The sequence below is a fragment of the Kluyvera sichuanensis genome, assembly GCF_014218705.1.
Lineage (GTDB): Bacteria > Pseudomonadota > Gammaproteobacteria > Enterobacterales > Enterobacteriaceae > Kluyvera > Kluyvera sichuanensis.
Genome location: NZ_JABBJF010000019.1, coordinates 41,333 through 58,369 on the forward strand (window position 1 = coordinate 41,333; position 17,037 = coordinate 58,369).

Annotated in this window: 16 protein-coding genes and 1 pseudogene; 6 read left to right on the plus strand and 11 right to left on the minus strand. The window is 51.0% G+C overall.

The annotated features are described in order from the left end of the window. Positions 1 to 22: 22 nt before the first annotated feature. The 3 genes from HII27_RS17445 to HII27_RS17455 all read left to right on the plus strand — a co-directional run bounded on the left by HII27_RS17445 (position 23) and on the right by HII27_RS17455 (position 2,633). Complete coding sequence (locus HII27_RS17445) at positions 23 to 1,000, plus strand: zinc-dependent alcohol dehydrogenase family protein (RefSeq protein WP_185669045.1); 978 nt, start codon at positions 23 to 25, stop codon at positions 998 to 1,000. A gap of 104 nt (positions 1,001 to 1,104) precedes the next feature. After that, a complete protein-coding gene (gene ydfG / locus HII27_RS17450; protein ID WP_185669046.1) occupies positions 1,105 to 1,854 on the plus strand; it encodes a bifunctional NADP-dependent 3-hydroxy acid dehydrogenase/3-hydroxypropionate dehydrogenase YdfG in 750 nt (249 codons plus the stop codon). Positions 1,855 to 1,946: 92 nt separating this feature from the next. Then, the gene (locus HII27_RS17455; protein WP_185669047.1) at positions 1,947 to 2,633 is read left to right on the plus strand and encodes a GntR family transcriptional regulator; all 687 of its coding nucleotides are present in this window, start codon (positions 1,947 to 1,949) and stop codon (positions 2,631 to 2,633) included. Positions 2,634 to 2,666: 33 nt separating this feature from the next. On the opposite strand, the gene HII27_RS17460 is transcribed toward HII27_RS17455, so the two are convergent. The 9 genes from HII27_RS17460 to HII27_RS17500 form a co-directional block, all read right to left on the minus strand. Further along, on the minus strand, positions 2,667 to 3,095 hold the full coding sequence (locus tag HII27_RS17460) for a universal stress protein (RefSeq protein ID WP_185669048.1): 429 nt from the start codon (positions 3,093 to 3,095) through the stop codon (positions 2,667 to 2,669). Positions 3,096 to 3,316: 221 nt separating this feature from the next. Continuing rightward, the gene (locus HII27_RS17465) at positions 3,317 to 4,774 is read right to left on the minus strand and encodes a mannitol dehydrogenase family protein (RefSeq protein ID WP_185669049.1); all 1,458 of its coding nucleotides are present in this window, start codon (positions 4,772 to 4,774) and stop codon (positions 3,317 to 3,319) included. A 171-nt stretch (positions 4,775 to 4,945) separates the two neighbouring features. After that, the gene (locus HII27_RS17470) at positions 4,946 to 6,223 is read right to left on the minus strand and encodes a TRAP transporter large permease (protein WP_185669050.1); all 1,278 of its coding nucleotides are present in this window, start codon (positions 6,221 to 6,223) and stop codon (positions 4,946 to 4,948) included. Further along, positions 6,214 to 6,699 (minus strand): TRAP transporter small permease, encoded by a 486-nt coding sequence (locus HII27_RS17475; protein ID WP_185669051.1) that lies wholly within the window; start codon positions 6,697 to 6,699, stop codon positions 6,214 to 6,216. Before HII27_RS17475 ends, HII27_RS17470 begins: the two co-directional genes overlap by 10 nt. Before the next feature lie 52 nt (positions 6,700 to 6,751). Then, complete coding sequence (locus tag HII27_RS17480; RefSeq protein ID WP_185669052.1) at positions 6,752 to 7,735, minus strand: C4-dicarboxylate TRAP transporter substrate-binding protein; 984 nt, start codon at positions 7,733 to 7,735, stop codon at positions 6,752 to 6,754. A gap of 279 nt (positions 7,736 to 8,014) precedes the next feature. Beyond that, positions 8,015 to 9,391 carry an MFS transporter gene (locus HII27_RS17485; RefSeq protein WP_185669053.1) on the minus strand — a complete coding sequence of 459 codons (1,377 nt, stop codon included), beginning with the start codon at positions 9,389 to 9,391 and terminating at the stop codon, positions 8,015 to 8,017. A 54-nt stretch (positions 9,392 to 9,445) separates the two neighbouring features. Further along, positions 9,446 to 10,462: a Zn-dependent oxidoreductase gene (locus HII27_RS17490; protein WP_185669054.1), complete on the minus strand. Its 1,017-nt coding sequence runs from the start codon at positions 10,460 to 10,462 to the stop codon at positions 9,446 to 9,448. Between the two features lie 13 nt (positions 10,463 to 10,475). Continuing rightward, entirely contained in the window at positions 10,476 to 11,690 is a 1,215-nt protein-coding gene (gene rspA / locus HII27_RS17495) for a starvation-sensing protein RspA (RefSeq protein WP_185669055.1), read from the minus strand. Between the two features lie 182 nt (positions 11,691 to 11,872). Beyond that, complete coding sequence (locus HII27_RS17500; protein ID WP_185669056.1) at positions 11,873 to 12,199, minus strand: YnfA family protein; 327 nt, start codon at positions 12,197 to 12,199, stop codon at positions 11,873 to 11,875. Between the two features lie 150 nt (positions 12,200 to 12,349). Here HII27_RS17500 and HII27_RS17505 point away from each other — a divergent pair, with 150 nt between their 5' ends. Continuing rightward, positions 12,350 to 12,688 (plus strand): DUF1283 family protein, encoded by a 339-nt coding sequence (locus HII27_RS17505; RefSeq protein WP_185669057.1) that lies wholly within the window; start codon positions 12,350 to 12,352, stop codon positions 12,686 to 12,688. Positions 12,689 to 12,745: 57 nt separating this feature from the next. Here HII27_RS17505 and HII27_RS17510 read toward each other — a convergent pair whose 3' ends face one another. Beyond that, positions 12,746 to 13,456: a YnfC family lipoprotein gene (locus HII27_RS17510; RefSeq protein WP_185669058.1), complete on the minus strand. Its 711-nt coding sequence runs from the start codon at positions 13,454 to 13,456 to the stop codon at positions 12,746 to 12,748. A gap of 184 nt (positions 13,457 to 13,640) precedes the next feature. Here HII27_RS17510 and HII27_RS17515 point away from each other — a divergent pair, with 184 nt between their 5' ends. After that, positions 13,641 to 13,895 (plus strand): DUF1161 domain-containing protein, encoded by a 255-nt coding sequence (locus tag HII27_RS17515; protein ID WP_185669059.1) that lies wholly within the window; start codon positions 13,641 to 13,643, stop codon positions 13,893 to 13,895. A gap of 33 nt (positions 13,896 to 13,928) precedes the next feature. Here the strand turns inward: HII27_RS17515 and HII27_RS17520 are convergent, their stop codons facing one another. Beyond that, a complete protein-coding gene (locus HII27_RS17520) occupies positions 13,929 to 14,330 on the minus strand; it encodes a dTDP-glucose pyrophosphorylase (RefSeq protein ID WP_185669060.1) in 402 nt (133 codons plus the stop codon). A 271-nt stretch (positions 14,331 to 14,601) separates the two neighbouring features. Here HII27_RS17520 and ynfE point away from each other — a divergent pair. Continuing rightward, positions 14,602 to 17,037 (plus strand): annotated as a pseudogene (gene ynfE, locus HII27_RS17525) (selenate/tellurate reductase subunit YnfE).

The following is a 17,037-nucleotide window of genomic DNA, read 5'->3' on the forward strand; positions in this document are numbered from 1 at the left end:
TCAAATTAATTAAGGTCACTATATGAAATGTTATAAATTAACCGGTCATGCCAATCCAGCCCTGAAACTTGAAACCGTCGCGGCCCGCGCACCAGGCGCAGGACAAGTCGCCATTGCCATTAAAGCTGTCTCCTTAAATTACCGCGACCTGATCGTCACCGAGTACGCTAAAGATAGCGTTCCCGTTTCTGACGGTGCCGGTGTGATTGTCGAAGTGGGCGAAGGCGTGACGGATTATAAGGTGGGTGACCGCGTCGTCATTGGCTTTATGCCAGACTGGATTGACGGCAGCTATTCAGAGGCGAAGAAAGCCTCCTCATTAGGTGGTCCCGGTGTTGATGGCGTATTAACCGAACATTTTATTGTCTCTGCCAGCGGGATTTGTCGCATTCCCGACAGCCTCTCCTTTGAAGAAGCGGCTACCCTACCCTGTGCTGCGGTAACCGCCTGGTCTGCGCTGTTTGAGCACGGTGCGCTTGCCCCAGGAAGTACGGTACTGCTTCAAGGTACCGGCGGCGTATCCATCTTTGCCCTGCAAATGGCAAAACTGGCAGGCTGCCGGATGATTATTACCTCCAGTTCTGATGAAAAACTGGCCCGTGCCCGCGAGTTAGGTGCCGACGAAACCATCAACTACAGAAAGACGCCAGAATGGGCCGATGAGGTGCTGAAACTGACTAACGGCCAGGGCGTAGACCTTGCGGTTGACGTGACCGGGCCCGCCACGCTGAATTTAACCACCAGGGCCACACGCTTTGGCGGCCGCATCTCGCTGATTGGCGTGCTTTCCGGCTTCAATGGCACGATTGATATCGGCATTCTGGAAAAGCGCATTACGCTGCAGGGTATCTACGTTGGGCCGGTATCCACACTGGAAAAAGTCGCTCGCTCCGGCATTAAGCCTTATATCGACCAGGTGTTCACCTTTGAAGAAGCCGAACTCGCCTATCAAACGCTGAAAGGCGGCCAGCACTTTGGGAAAGTGGTTATCCAGTTCTGATACTGCGCATGCCAGATCAGGGCATCATCGTCACATAACAGATGATTGATAACCGGATGTTCTGCTATCGTAAGGTAACACTAACGCATTGAAGGAACAGAGAGATGATCGTACTGGTTACCGGAGCGACAGCAGGTTTTGGCGAAAGCATTACGCGCCGTTTTATTGCTAACGGGCACAAAGTCATTGCCACTGGCCGTCGCAATGAGCGCTTAAAAGCGCTGAAAGATGAGTTAGGCGACAGCATTCTGACCGTCCAGTTGGACGTGCGTAATCGCGCAGTAATTGAAGAGACTATCGCTAATCTGCCCGCGGAATGGCGTGACATCGATATTCTGGTCAACAACGCCGGTTTGGCGCTGGGGCTGGAACCGGCTCACCGCGCAAGCGTTGAGGATTGGGAAGACATGATTGACACCAACAACAAAGGTCTGGTGTATATGACCCGTGCGGTACTGCCTGGCATGGTGGAGCGCAACCGCGGTCACGTGATTAATATCGGCTCCACTGCTGGCAGCTGGCCTTATGCGGGCGGCAACGTTTACGGCGCAACCAAAGCATTCGTGCGTCAGTTCAGCCTGAACCTGCGTACCGATCTGCACGGCACCGCCGTTCGCGTGACCGATATCGAACCGGGTCTGGTTGGTGGCACAGAGTTCTCCAACGTGCGCTTTAAAGGTGATGACAACAAAGCCGGTAAAACCTACGAGAATGCCAACGCGCTGACGCCGGAAGACGTGACCGAAGCGGTATGGTGGGTGGCGACGTTGCCAAAACACGTCAATATTAACACCGTCGAGATGATGCCGGTCAGCCAGACCTATGCTGGCCTGAGCGTCCATCGCCAAAGTTAGCATTTAAACTCAACCCGCCCCACGGTCGGGTCTGGGCTCGGCGGCAAAAAAAGCGTAAAATAGCAGCTTAATCAGCTGATAAGAACGACTCAATGGCCGCCGAAACCCAACTGAACCCAACACAGCCCGTCAACCAGCAAATTTATCGCATTCTGCGTCGCGATATCGTGCACTGCCTTATTCCGCCTGGTACCCCGCTTTCGGAAAAAGAGGTGTCGCTGCGGTTTGACGTTTCTCGCCAGCCGGTGCGTGAAGCGTTTATCAAACTCGCCGAAAATGGTCTGATCCAGATCCGCCCGCAGCGCGGCAGCTACGTGAATAAAATCTCACTGTCCCAGGTTCGTAACGGGTGTTTTGTTCGTCAGGCTATCGAATGCGCGGTAGCGCGTCGGGCCGCCACCATGATAACCGATGCGCAAAGCTATCAGCTTGAGCAAAATCTGCACCAGCAGCGTATTGCCATCGACCGCCAGCAGCTGAACGATTTTTTCCTGCTCGACGACGAATTCCACCAGTTGCTGTCAAATATTGCAGATTGCCAGTTGGCCTGGGATACCATCGAGAATATTAAAGCCGCTATCGACCGCGTGCGTTATATGAGTCTTGATCATGTCTCCTCGCCGGAGATGTTATTAAAACAGCACCATGAAATATTCGCTGCGCTGGAAAAACGCGATGCCGATGCGGTGGAAAAAGCGATGACCCTGCACCTGCAGGAGATTGGTGAATCAGTGTTGTTAATTCGTCAGGAAAACAGCGACTGGTTTAGCGAAGAGTAAGAAATAAGGCCTTCATTACTGAAGGCCTTATTTTTATCGAATAACCATTGTCGGTATATTGGCGTAACGCAGAATAGATTCGGCGTTTGAGCCCAGAAGGTGCGTGGTAATCCCTCGCTGGCGCGAGCCGATAACTATCGCATCGTACTCCCCGGTTTTGCTCAGCGCGATCACTTCATCGCGGATATTGCCAAACCGGACGTCGGTATGCAGTCGCTCGGCAGGCATATCAAAGAGGCGCTGCAGGTTTTTCATTTTCTTGACTGATTCTGCCTGCATGAAATCTTCGAACTTTTTAATATCCGCTGCGAAGCCGCGTAAAATAGAGCGATTGCTGTTAGGTAATACATTTAATAGCGTAATTTCACCCGTCCCACCGGCCAGATAAACGGCATGGCGAATCGCTTTATCACTTAAGTCCATTTCAAAAATATCTACAGGCATCAGAATTTTTTTGTACATAGCCCGAGCTCCTTATTCCAGAGTGTCCATTATTCTTTCGCTATAACCATGACATATTTGTGACTATGCAGATAGCATTAATTCACCAAATTGATAGTTCCGGCGTGCAAATAATCGTCCATTATTTCAAGGGGCTTGAATTACTTTAAAGAAGTGTAATGAAGGCAGATATAAAAGAAAATGCCGCCCGTAGCGGCGGCATTAATGGTCATGCAATAAAATCAGGCGGCAAATTCGGCAACGGTCGCTTTTGCACCTTTGCTCAGCAGTGACAGATAGGCTGCGGTCACCTGCTCAACGAATTTCGCTTCCTGCGGCAGGTCTTTACCGAAGATAGCTTCAATGCCCAGCAGCGCTTTCACGCGAGCTTCACCCTCTTCGCTCTGCTGTACAACGCTCTGGATAACCGGCAGCAGCGGATCGCAAACTTCAATCGCGTTGCCCTGCTCATCCACGCCGCCAACGTAGCGCATCCAGCCCGCAACGCCCAGTGCTAGCAGGGTAAAGCTGCTGTTATCTGCCAGATGCCAACGTACAGAATCGAGCATACGCTGAGGCAGTTTCTGGCTACCGTCCATGGCAATCTGCCAGGTACGGTGGCGCAGCGCCGGGTTGGTGTAACGCTCAATCAGCAGATCGGCATAGCGCGCCAGATCGACGTTTTGCACCTTCAGGGTTGGTGCCTGCTCTTTAAGCATCAACGCGTGTGCAGCGCGGCGGTAGTAATCATCACCCATGCAATCGTTGATGTGCTGATAGCCTGCCAGATAGCCCAGGTAGGCCAGGAAGGAGTGGCTGCCGTTCAGCATGCGCAGTTTCATCTCTTCAAACGGGATGACGTCGCTTACCAGTTCAGCGCCCGCTTTTTCCCATTCCGGACGGCCAGCGACGAAGTTATCTTCGATAACCCACTGACGGAACGGTTCACAGGCAACGCCTGCTGGATCGCGCACGCCGGTCAGCTGTTCGATTTTATCCAGCGTTTCTGGCGTCACGGCAGGAACGATACGGTCAACCATGGTGGATGGGAACGTCACGTGAGATTCGATCCAGTCAGCCAGACCTGCATCAACCGCACGTGCATACGCACATACTACATTACGCATCACATGACCGTTTTCCGGCATGTTGTCGCAGGACATCACGCTGAATGGCGGCAGGCCTGCGGCTTTACGGCGAGCCAGCGCTTCGACGATAACGCCCGACGCAGATTTTGGCTGATGTGGGTTCTGCAGGTCAGCCACGATAAATGGGTGATCGAGCATCAGTTGGCCGGTTGCCGGAGAGTGGCAGTAGCCCTTCTCGGTGATGGTCAGAGAAACGATAGCGACCTGCGGTTCGCACATTTTCGCCAGAACGGTTTCCAGACCATCAACCTGCGCGTGCAGCGCTTCTTTGACGACGCCCACCACGCGGGCAGTCCATGCATCCGCGGACATTTCTGCCACGGTGTATAAATTGTCCTGATTGTTCAGGTCGGCAATCTGCTGCTCACCGCCGATCAGGTTAACTTCGGTATAACCCCAATCGCTGCCGTGTTCTGCGGCGAGAATATCGGCATAGACAGCCTGATGGGCGCGGTGAAACGCACCAAAACCGAGGTGTACAATGCGCGGCACCAGTTTGCTGCGATCGTAGGTTGGGAGAGTTGCCTTAGCGGTTAATAGCTTATTCTGCATCTTTTTGACTCACTGTAGAGAATGTTGATTGCCATACTAGTTTAACGAGACCATCACGCGAGATTTTGATTTGCGTTAATATATTGGCGATTGGTATGACATGATTTTTAAGCTGTGTGACAACATCGATGCTTGAACAGGTTGATCAGTCCAACGTCGTCACACGGCGCCTTACATCAGGACTGTCGGTAAAAAAAGTGTGATGCTGGGGAAGATAACCAGCATAAAAATGAACAGGAGGAAGGCGATCAGATAAGGAATCGAGGCCTTCACAAACGCAATCGAACTGCAGTTCAGGATACCGCAGACGGTATACATACAGATTCCGACCGGCGGCGTGTTTGCGCCCAGCAGCGTCAGTACCACAAAAATTAAACCAAAGTGAATGGGGTCAAAACCTGCTTCAAGGGCGATCGGCAACAGAATTGGCGTGAGCAGCAAAATGATCACGCTACCATCAAACAACATCCCTGCAACGGCAATCAGCGCCAATAATAAGAACAGGATGCCGTACCTATTCTCTGTCAACTGCAGGATAGTTTCAGCGAGTTGCTGAGGGATCTGATCCAGGATGGTGATATGTCCCAGGATAGCCGCAGACATAATAAGCAACATGACAACGCCAATATCGCTGATAGTTTGCTTCAGAACATCCCAAAGCACGGCATTGTCCAGCGCTTTATAGACATAGCGACCGATAATAAACGAATAAAGCACGATAAATGCGCCAGCTTCTGTGGTGGTAAAAATGCCAAGACGGATCACGACAATCAATACCACCGGGAACATTAACGCCCAAAAACTCTCTTTGAAACTACACCATACTTCATGCCGATTAGGGAGTCTTTCCACTTCGGGCTTGATATTCATCTTTCTGGCTAAAAGATAATTGGTACCCATCAGAATAGCCGTCAACAGTAACCCCGGAAATATCCCAGCCATGAACAGTTTTCCGATAGAGACGTTGCCAACAAAACCATACAGGATCAGTAAAATGCTCGGCGGTATTGTTGCCGTAATCAGCGAGCTAAAAGCAATAACCACGGCGCTAAACGCTTTTGGATAACCCCGGGCAATCATCGGTAACCCCAGCACTCGCGCCTGCATCGCGGCATCGGCGGTCGCTGAACCGGAAACACCGCCCAGCAGGCAAGCTAATAGGACGTTAATTTGCGCAAGGCCCCCCACCATCCACCCTGAGCTTATTCGGGCAAAATCTAACAGGCGTGTTGTAACTCCAGACTTATTGAGCAGGTTACCCACCAGCAAAAAAAGCGGCGTCGCCAGAATAGGAAAAGATTGCGTCGGTGCAGAAAATTTCTGAAAGGCGATGCCAATCGGGAGGAAATCGGCGGTGAAGAAAAAGCTTAAGCTGGAAATAGCAATGACCATCCCCACCGGCATACCAATAACTAACAGTATGACGAACAGAATAACTGTTAAGAGCATATTTCCTCCTGATCATCATGCTGTTGAAATTCAATGCAACAACCATTTAACAAAAAAGTTAAAGAAGAAAAAACCATTAATAAACATCCCGTGGGAACGGCACTATTCAGCCAGGCAAGGGATAATTCTGTTACCGGGAGCATTTGGTTGTGCGTAGCCCAGGTAAAATTAAAACCATACCAGACCCCACAGAGTAAGAAACTCAGTATCAGAATCTCATTAAACCAAATACACGCCCTCTGCATTTTAGGGGGGAATAAATTGGTTAACGCATCAATACCAATATGCCGACGCAACTGAAATGCATAATCTATTGCCAACATGCTTATCCATGCAAAAATGACCATCGCAATTTCCAATGACCAAATAACGGGGTGGCCAATCGCGCGCCCTAACCCTCCGATCAGAATAATGATAACAATAGCGACAAGGCCTATTCTTGCACAGGCTAATTCAAAATCTCTTAGCATCTTCATCGACAGAAAAACCTCTACAAAAAAGCAGGGCAACTGCCCCGCCTGTTCGTGGTTAGTTGATTACGCTTTCAACCTGTTTTTTCGCTTCGCTTAAACCCAGTTTTTCCGGTACGTACTGGCAACTATCAATAAAAGGTTTTACATCCACCGTGGCGATGGTCATACCTTTATCTGCCATGTCTTTCAACATGGTCTCTCCGGCCGCAATAGTATTCTCGGAAGCCAGGTCACCATGTTTTGCAGCCTCTTCTTTCAGAATGGCCTGGTTTTCCGGGCTCAGCGTTGATAACCATTTTTGTGACACCACAATGCCGGTCATCAGATGAATATGGTTCGTTTTAGTGATATTTTTCGTTATTTCATAAAGCTTAGATCCATATACTGCCGTTGGTTGCGCTTCCGCCGCATCGACAACGCCAGTCTGAATAGAGGAATAAATCTCTGACCATGAAAGCGGCGTTGGCGATCCCCCCATACATTTAATCGTTTCTATGGTGACTGGAGCTTCTAACGCCCGTACGCGTATGCCGTTCAGATCGGCAGGCGTCACAACAGGTTTCTGCGTTACCAGCATACGCGCCCCCTGATACCAGTTGAACGAGAGCGCCGTCAGCCCGGACTCGCTGGCCATTTTATTATTCCACTGCGCAAAAACAGGACTATTAATAAATGTCTTTAGCGTGGCATAGTCTTTAAAAACAAACGGTGCAGGTATAATCGCCATTTCAGGAACAAATTGGGCGAGTCTGGCGCCATCCACGACTACCCCAACATTGCTACCCGCCTGCGCATGCTGTAGCAATTCATTATCTGCACCGAGTTGACCGCTGGAAAATAATTTTATTTTAATGTCACCTTTGCTGCGCTCTTCTACTGATTTTTTAAAATCCTTTAGACCTTTATATATAGGGTCGTCAGGGGATAATGAAGTACTGACATTCAGTGACTCAGCTCCCCAGCACGCGCTAGCGCTTAAAAGGGGAATCGCACAGCATAATTTCGCCAACCTGGATGAAGAAATAGTCCATTTTCTCATGTCACTCACCTGGAGGTTATTAATAATATGAATATATTTTTCTGATGTATGTCTGTAGCAAACTTATTCACTGCTAATCGCTCATTTCAGTGAAAATAAAAAACGATCAGTTAAAAAAACATTTAACGTGATGTTATTTTCTTTCTTAATTGCTAACGATTACCCGATGAACTTACCGCCATAATAACTACCATACAAGTATCTATAATGTATTTATCTAGCAGGATCACAAAAAAAGTCGCCTGATTTTCAGACGACTTTGCTTTGCTATAACCGCTATCAAGCAAACTGCTGGTTAGCGTTCTTTTCTTTCGCCACCGAAAGATCGGCAGCATCTTCAGCAAGGCTGAGGTCACGGTCACAAACTTCTGGCATCAACAACGCTGCAATAAGACCAATCACCGAATAACAAATCAGCATAATCACAATCGGATACCACGACCCGGTCATATTGCAGAAGATCCCTGCCAAAACGGGTCCAAAACCAACGGCAACCAGACCACCCGCCTCTTTCGAGATAGCCATACGAGTAAAGCGGTTACGCGAGCCGAACATCTCAGCCATCGTAATATTTTCCAGTGCAAACAGGCCCAACACTGCAAAGTTATGAATAATAATGATAGACATCATTATCACGCTGGCGCTGTAGGTTTTATCGACAATGATGGACACCATTGGATACGCCAGAATAATGGCGGAAATACAGAGCAAAATATAAGGCAGACGGCGACCATATTTATCGGATAGCCAACCAAGCAGCGGAATGGTCAGGAAACCGATAACGGAACTGATCATCAGCGCATCCGTTGGGATCCCTTTATCAAACAGCAATGTCTGTACCAGATATCCCGCCAGGAAGGTCTGGATCAAGCCGGAATTACCCGCCTGACCAAAGCGCAGACCCGTGGCTAACCAGAAGGATTTGCTACGGAACATCGCGCCGATGGTATTGTCATTCGCCGGAGATTCACTGACAACAACATCGCCTTCACTCACTTTTTCAAACACTGGGCTCTCTTTCAGGTTCATACGCAGCCAGATAGCGAAGATCATCACCACAACGCTTGCCAGGAACGGAATACGCCAGCCCCAGGCGACCAGTTCTTCGCGGTCAAGCAGGAAGAACATTACCGCCCAGATAGCCGTCGCCGTCAGCGTACCGCAGTTGGTCCCCATCGCCACCAGAGAGGAAATCAGGCCACGTTTGCCTTTAGGAGCATATTCAGCCAGCATGGTACCCGCACCAGAGATCTCTGCGCCGGCCCCCAATCCCTGAATAATACGTAGCGTTACCAACAGTATTGGCGCAAAAATACCAATCTGTGCATAGGTCGGTAACACACCAATTAACGTGGTACAGATCCCCATCATGGTGATGGTAATAAAGAGCACCTTTTTACGCCCGACGCTGTCACCCATTTTGCCAAAAATAAATGCTCCAACAATACGTGCAATATAGCCGGCACCGTAGGTCCCCATCGCCAGAATTAATGCCATTGCAGCAGACTGTTCAGGGAAAAATATTTCATGGAAAACGAGCGCTGCACCTAATGAATAGAGCTGAAAATCCATAAACTCTAATGCAGTCCCCAACCAACCGGATACGGCGGCCCTCACTAAATCAGATGTCGTTCTTTCATGTGTTAATTGCGTCATTGCAATCATCTCCGGGTAAGATGCGTACGGCTTAATCGCATGATCTCGTTATTATTAGTTAAACGTGAGTAAGACCTTGCAGCAGGATTTCTGATCCTTTTCAAATAATTCGATTGCATCAACGACATGGTGATAGTCAAAGTAATGCGTAATCAGTTTGTCAGGATCAATTAACCCTTTTTCTAACCACTCCAGAACCACCGGGAATTTATTCGCATTAAGTCGCGAAGAATAAATGGAGAGTTCCTTACCGGTGATACCTTGTTGAGTAATGGTCGACGGATCGCTAGAGAAGCCCATCAGAACAATACGGGCTGCAGGCGAAGCCAGGGTGATGGCTTCTTGCAAAATCGTCGGATGACATGCGGCATCGACAATCAGCGTCGGTTTAATCCCCTTCTCATCGAGCCATTCCGCTAGCGGTTTCTCACCGTTGTTAATGACCCAATCGGCACCACAGCGCTCTGCCATGGCCAGTCGTTCGTTAATTCGGTCAGCCACGATGACCTGCTTAACACGATAAACGCCTTTCAACGCCTGCAGGGTGGTTAAACCCATCGGGCCCGCGCCATAAATCAACGCTACGTCAGCTTCCGTTGGATTCACCTGGCCGGTGACGTTTGCCGCAATTGTAAAGGGTTCAACCATCACGGCGTGGTGATCGGCAATATTATCCGCAACGCTCCAGGCATTTTTCGCCGGGACGACGGCATATTCACTGAAACCGCCATCGCGATGGACGCCGAGTACCACCAGAGAAGTGCAGACGTTAGGTTTACCTACAGAACAGGGGTAGCAATGACCGCAACTGATCACCGGATCAACACAAACCCGCTCCCCCATCTGCTTATCGGTGACACCTTCGCCAACGGCATCAATCACGCCAAAAAACTCATGACCGATAACGCGTGGATAGCGCGCAAAAGGGTTATGGCCGCGATAAATATGGCTATCAGAGCCGCAGATACCGGCTATTTTCACTTTAACGCGGACTTCACCCACTCCAGGTTCTGGCAATGGACGTTCTTCAATAACCAGTTCTTCAGGCTGTTTAATCACAATACTTTTCATTTCGCGTTCCTTATCACCAGTTCCACAACGTGCCATCTTCCAGACGAGCTACCGGCAGATAGGCAGGGTCGTACGGATATTTCGCCGCCAGTTTTTCGTCAAACTCGATGCCTAAGCCCGGTTTGTCGCCTGGATGCATATAGCCATTATCGAAGGTCCAGTTATGTGGGAAGACTTCCAGCATCTGCTCGGAGTAACCCATGTATTCCTGAACGCCGAAGTTTGGTACCCACAGGTCAAAGTGCAGCGCGGCGGCCATGCAGACCGGAGAGAGGTCTGACGGGCCGTGAGAGCCGGTACGCACCTGATAAAGAGAGGCAAAGTCAGCAATTCGGCGCATGCCGGTAATGCCGCCCGCGTGGGTAATGGTGGTACGGATATAGTCGATCAGCTGCTCTTCAATCAGCTGTTTACAATCCCAGATGCTATTGAACACTTCGCCAACCGCAATCGGGGTAACGGTATGCTGGCGAATCAGGCGGAAGCACTCCTGGTTCTCCGCAGGGGTTGGATCTTCCATCCAGAACAGGCGGTACTGTTCAATGCTCTTACCAAAGCGGGCCGCTTCAATTGGGGTCAGGCGGTGATGCATATCGTGCAGCAGATGTTCGTCAAAGCCGAACTGATTACGTACCGCATCAAACAGTTTTGGGGTGAAATCGAGGTATTTCTCGGTGGACCACAGTTGTTCATCTGGCCACTGCCCTTTGGTGGCCGGTTCGTAGGCCAGCCCTTTGCCTTTAGACATACCGTAGGTCGTTTTCATGCCCGGCACGCCGCACTGAACGCGAATGGCCTTAAAGCCCATCTCTTTATGACGCGCGTAATCTTCCAGCACTTCATCAATGGTATGGCCGGTGGTGTGGCAGTACACCATCACGCCCTCACGGGACGCGCCGCCCAGCAACTGGTACAGCGGCATATTGGCGGCTTTAGCTTTAATATCCCACAGCGCCATATCAACCGCAGAGATGGCGGACATCGTCACCGGGCCGCGACGCCAGTAAGCGCCTTTATAGAAGAACTGCCAGATATCTTCGATGCGGTGCGCATCGCGCCCCACCAGTTGCGGGCACAAATGATCCTTCAGGTAAGAAGCAACGGAGAGCTCGCGACCATTTAACGTTGCGTCACCATAGCCGACTAAGCCGCTATCGGTGGTAATTTTCAGCGTGACAAAGTTACGTCCAGGACAGGTTACAAAAACCTCAGCGCCCACAATTTTCATCTTCAATCCTTAGCTTTACATCTCATCGGTTAGTGAGGCGAAATTACGCCTGACCAAACTACCATACAAGTATAAAGATCAAAATTTACCGGATAAGATCACAAAAATGAGGGGACAAGCTCAGTTCAAAAGACGAGAAATACGAAGAAAAAAGAAGGGGTATGGCCCTTTCGGGCCAGACGTCAGGCGCGTCCCCAACCGGCGACGATAATCAGCATACCGCAAAGAGCAACGGCTGCACCGAGCCAGTCATACATCGTCAGCTTTTCACCTTCAACGACACGTAGCCATAGCAGAGCAGTAAAGATATACACCCCACCATAGGCGGCATAAACGCGGCCGCTGGCAGCGGGATGCAGCGTAAGCAGCCAGACAAACAGGGCCAGCGCTAACCCTGCCGGCAACAGCAACAGCGGCGTCGCCCCCCGCTTCAACCATAACCACGGTAAATAGCAGCCGATAATTTCACACAGCGCGGTAGCAAAAAAGAGCAGCGAAGTTTTTAACATCGTTTATCTTCATCAAAATACGAATTTCCCTATGATACGCAAAAATCAACCGGATTCGACCACGGGATTTTCGCGGGTATGCCCGTCGCCAGAGTTGTAGTAGACTGCTTTCAGGAGTCATCGTATTCACCACGTTAAAGGAACTCACCGATGAAAATTACACTTAGCAAACGCCTTTGCCTGACGGCTATGCTGACGCTGGGTGCCATTGTGTACACCGCCTCCGCTTCTGCTGAAACCAACAAACTGGTTATTGAATCTGGCGATAGCGCACAGAGTCGCCAGAACGCGGCGATGGATAAAGAACAATGGAACGACACCCGTCAGCTGCGCCAGAAAGTGAACAAACGCGCTGAAAAAGAGTGGGATAAAGCAGACGTTGCTTTTGATGCCCGCGACAATTGCCTGAAAAGCACCAACGTGAACGCGTACTGGGAACCCAACACCCTGCGCTGCCTTGACCGCTCAACCGGGCGCGTTGTTCGCTAATCACAGCAAAAAAGGGCGCTTCTCAGCGCCCTTTTCTTTACCACTTATCTATTCACATCAGTAATACTCAATGGTGTTTTTAATGGTGTAGCGCTGCGTCACCGACGGCTTAACGCTCTGGTCCACCACCTCTAACTCGCAGCTCACCGGATTATCGTGGCGATCGTAATCACAGCTTTGCGTAACGTTACCCGCAGGCTGTTTATTGAGCATACTCACGGCGGTGTAGTCGAGCTTTTTACGCGAATCCTGCGATGGGGTTGAGATAACCGACAGCGTGACCCCTTTTAACGTAGACACTTTGCCCAGCGGATACCCTTCATTGTCATAGCGGTAATCCACCTCGCTATCTTTACCGAGCGCTTTGACGACAAAGCCGTTGTCGTCGGTTTCCCATTTCACGCCCGCCGAAGGGAATTCAGCCAACTGGCATTTTCCCTGTAACCGCACGCGTTTCTCGTGGGTAACGCCGTCAAGATAATAGTTGGCGTTCAATACCAGCAGTGCGCCAGAATCCTGCTCGATATCATGAAACTCCAGCATGTCGAAACAGCCTTCCGGCGACAGTTGCGCGCTCACCCGCTTTGCCACCTCGCCTTTTTCGTTAAGCAGCGTCTGGCTGAAATCCTTCACCGGACCGCGCAGCGGGTCGAAGTCGAATTCGTTAGAAAAACTTGCCATTTCCGGGGTGAACGCGGCCGGCGCGTTTTTGTTATCGCAGCCACTCAGCACGGCAAGCGCCGAGGCCAGTAAAATCAGTTTCTTCACGCCACAATCCTGTTTCGGGAATTTATTCAATTATATTAGCAATATAAAATTGTTTATAGTCTGGCCAGGCGGAAATCAAAAATTAACCGCCCTTGCTAAGAAACATCAGAAAATGAGATTCAAAGACAAACGCTTACACTCCCCCTGCTATACTTTTCACGAATCTTATGAAAAGGAGCCGATCATGCTGTCTTCACGTTGGATACTGGCACTACTGCTCGCAGGCGCGATGCCCGCGCTGGCCGCCGTACCTGACTCCTGTGAACGTGTCAGGAGCGACATTCAGCAGAAAATCACGCAAAACGGCGTCGCTGAAAGCGCCTTTACTCTTGATATCGTGCCTAACGATCAGGCCGATCAGCAAGGGGCACAGGTCGTCGGACACTGCGCAAATGACACCTTTAAAATTCTCTACACCCGCACCGATAACGCACAGTAATGCGCTACCGCCTCTCTTGAGAGGCGGTGTCGTTTAGCCCTTCTTCTCCACGATAAATTCCAGCGCAAGCCCAATCAGCACGCCGTCACGCAGCGAATGATCGTCAGAAAGCGCATCCAGCCCGCCCTGAAAACGCAGCTTTTGCGACGTGGTGTTAATGGTTAATTTCGAGTGCAGGCACGGCAGCGCCTGAGAACTGATGGGATACACTACGCGCCCGGAAACCAGCACCGGAATTTTGCGCAACTCAGCGGATCTCAGTACCCCAATGGTGGAATAGAGCACGGCAACCGGCGTTACGGCGAGGACTTTGCCGTCCGTCACGCTGATAAAATCGAGCAAAATTTCGGGGCGCAAAAAATTTAACCCTTTGTAGGGAACCGTGACCGTCTCAATCGCGGGCATCGGAATAACGGACGAATCAATATCCTGCATGGGTAGGTTCCATAAGTAACGGATTAGCGGTAAGAAAATCAGCCTGCGGGAACCCGCAGACCGTAACAAAACTGTTTTTATGTTGTAAAACAATTATGCACATGACCTCTTCACCTGGCAAACACCGCCACGCAAATACCCTATCAGGATGACCTCCTGTTTTGACCGGGATTAATACTTGTATACCACCAACCAGGTATCATTCTTCTCCATTGTTAGCAGGTTTTTAATTTCACGCTGGAATCATTAAACAAAAATAATGGAGTGAGCAATGTCTGATCAGGAAAAGCCAGGGGGGCTAAGCCGACGCACCCTCATTAAATCGTCGGCTATCGGCTCCTTAGCATTCGCAGCGGGCGGTCTCTCGCTCCCCTTCTCTTTACGCGCGACGGCTGCCGCCGTGCAACAGGCCAGCCAGCCGGAAGACAAAGTGGTCTGGGGCGCCTGTTCAGTCAACTGCGGCAGTCGCTGCGCGCTGCGCCTGCATGTGAAAGACGATGAAGTGTATTGGGTCGAAACCGACAATACCGGCCACGATATCTATGGCGATCACCAGGTACGCGCCTGCCTGCGCGGGCGTTCTATTCGCCGTCGTATCAACCACCCCGATCGTCTGAACTATCCGATGAAGCGCGTAGGTAAACGCGGCGAAGGTAAATTCGAACGCATTAGCTGGGATGAAGCGCTGGACACGATCGCCAGTAACCTTAAGCGTGTAGTGAAAGATTACGGCAACGAATCCGTCTACATTAACTACTCTTCCGGCATCGTCGGCGGTAATATCACTCGCTCCTCACCATCCGGCTCTGCCGTGATGCGCCTGATGAACTGCTACGGCGGCTCGCTCAACCAGTACGGCACCTACAGCACCGCCCAGATTGCCTGCGCCATGCCGTATACCTACGGCACCAACGACGGCAACAGCACTTCCGATATCGAAAACAGTAAACTGGTGGTGATGTTCGGCAACAACCCTGCAGAAACTCGCATGAGCAGCGGCGGCATCACCTATTATCTTGAACAAGCTCGCGAACGCTCAAATGCGCGCATGATCGTTATCGATCCGCGCTATACCGATACCGCCGCAGGCCGTGAAGATGAGTGGATCCCGATTCGTCCGGGTACCGATGCCGCACTGGTTGCCGGCATTGCCTGGGTACTGATTGACGAGAATCTGGTCGATCAGCCGTTCCTTGATAAGTACTGCGTTGGTTACGACGAGAAAACCCTACCGGAAGGCGCGCCGGCTAACGGTCACTACAAGGCATACATTCTCGGTCAGGGCGATGACGGCGTGGCGAAAACCCCGCAGTGGGCTTCGAGCATTACCGGTATTCCTGCCGACAGAATCATCAAGCTGGCACGTGAAATCGGCAGCGCTAAACCGGCCTATATTTGCCAGGGCTGGGGGCCGCAGCGTCAGGCAAACGGCGAGCTCTCTGCCCGTGCGATTGCCATGCTGCCGATTCTGACCGGTAATGTCGGTATTAACGGCGGTAACAGCGGCGCGCGCGAATCGACCTATACCATTACCATCGAGCGCTTCCCGGTGCTGGAAAACCCGGTCAAAACGGCCATTTCCTGCTTTACCTAGACCGATGCGATTGACCACGGCGCCGAGATGACCGCCACCCGCGACGGCGTGCGCGGCAAAGATAAACTGGATGTGCCTATCAAGTTTTTCTGGAACTATGCGGGCAATACCATCATTAATCAGCACTCAGATATCAATAAAACCCACGAGATTTTGCAGGACGACAGCAAATGCGAAATGATCGTGGTGATTGAGAACTTTATGACCGCCTCGGCGAAGTACGCCGATATCCTGCTGCCCGACCTGATGACCGTTGAACAGGAAGACATTATTCCCAACGACTACGCCGGGAATATGGGCTACCTGATCTTTATTCAGCCGGCAACCGCGCCAAAATTCGAACGCAAGCCGATCTACTGGATCTTAAGCGAAGTGGCGAAACGTCTGGGCAACGATGTGTACCAGAAGTTCACAGAAGGACGTTCTCAGGAGCAATGGCTGCAGTATCTGTACGCCAAAATGCGCGCCAAAGACGCAGATTTACCGACCTATGATGAACTCAAAAAGATGGGCATCTATAAGCGCAAAGACCCGAACGGGCACTTTGTCGCCTACCAGAGTTTCCGCAAAGACCCAGAAGCCAATCCGTTAAAAACGCCGTCGGGCAAAATTGAAATCTACTCCAGCCGCCTGGCCGATATCGCCGCGAAATGGCAGCTTGAGAAAGACGAAACCATCAGCCCGCTGCCGGTTTACGCCTCCACCTTTGAAGGCTGGGACGATCCGCTGCGCGGCACTTTCCCGCTACAGCTGTTTGGTTTCCACTTTAAAGCTCGCACCCACTCAAGCTACGGCAACGTTGATGTGCTGAAAGCCGCCTGCCGTCAGGAAGTGTGGTTAAACCCGCTGGATGCGCAGAAACGCGGGATCCAGAACGGCGACATGGTGCGCGTGTTTAACGGCCGCGGTGAGCTGCGAATTCCGGCGAAAGTCACGCCGCGCATTATGCCGGGCGTGTCCGCAATGGGCCAGGGCGCCTGGCACGACGCCGAGATGAACGGCGACCGGATTGACCACGGTTCCTGCATCAACACGCTGACCACGCATCGCCCTTCTCCACTGGCGAAAGGCAACCCGCAGCACACCAACCTGGTTGAGATCGAGAAGGTATAA

Excerpts from the sequence above, each read along its gene's own strand:
- HII27_RS17500 (WP_185669056.1), bottom strand. The coding sequence starts at position 12,199 with ATGTTAAAAACTTCGCTGCTCTTTTTTGCTACCGCGCTGTGTGAAATT.
- HII27_RS17445 (WP_185669045.1), top strand. The coding sequence starts at position 23 with ATGAAATGTTATAAATTAACCGGTCATGCCAATCCAGCCCTGAAACTT.
- HII27_RS17460 (WP_185669048.1), bottom strand. The coding sequence starts at position 3,095 with ATGTACAAAAAAATTCTGATGCCTGTAGATATTTTTGAAATGGACTTA.
- HII27_RS17475 (WP_185669051.1), bottom strand. The coding sequence starts at position 6,699 with ATGAAGATGCTAAGAGATTTTGAATTAGCCTGTGCAAGAATAGGCCTT.
- HII27_RS17485 (WP_185669053.1), bottom strand. The coding sequence starts at position 9,391 with ATGACGCAATTAACACATGAAAGAACGACATCTGATTTAGTGAGGGCC.
- HII27_RS17470 (WP_185669050.1), bottom strand. The coding sequence starts at position 6,223 with ATGCTCTTAACAGTTATTCTGTTCGTCATACTGTTAGTTATTGGTATG.
- HII27_RS17505 (WP_185669057.1), top strand. The coding sequence starts at position 12,350 with ATGAAAATTACACTTAGCAAACGCCTTTGCCTGACGGCTATGCTGACG.
- HII27_RS17490 (WP_185669054.1), bottom strand. The coding sequence starts at position 10,462 with ATGAAAAGTATTGTGATTAAACAGCCTGAAGAACTGGTTATTGAAGAA.
- HII27_RS17465 (WP_185669049.1), bottom strand. The coding sequence starts at position 4,774 with ATGCAGAATAAGCTATTAACCGCTAAGGCAACTCTCCCAACCTACGAT.
- HII27_RS17520 (WP_185669060.1), bottom strand. The coding sequence starts at position 14,330 with ATGCAGGATATTGATTCGTCCGTTATTCCGATGCCCGCGATTGAGACG.
- HII27_RS17455 (WP_185669047.1), top strand. The coding sequence starts at position 1,947 with ATGGCCGCCGAAACCCAACTGAACCCAACACAGCCCGTCAACCAGCAA.
- rspA (WP_185669055.1), bottom strand. The coding sequence starts at position 11,690 with ATGAAAATTGTGGGCGCTGAGGTTTTTGTAACCTGTCCTGGACGTAAC.
- HII27_RS17515 (WP_185669059.1), top strand. The coding sequence starts at position 13,641 with ATGCTGTCTTCACGTTGGATACTGGCACTACTGCTCGCAGGCGCGATG.
- HII27_RS17480 (WP_185669052.1), bottom strand. The coding sequence starts at position 7,735 with ATGAGAAAATGGACTATTTCTTCATCCAGGTTGGCGAAATTATGCTGT.
- ydfG (WP_185669046.1), top strand. The coding sequence starts at position 1,105 with ATGATCGTACTGGTTACCGGAGCGACAGCAGGTTTTGGCGAAAGCATT.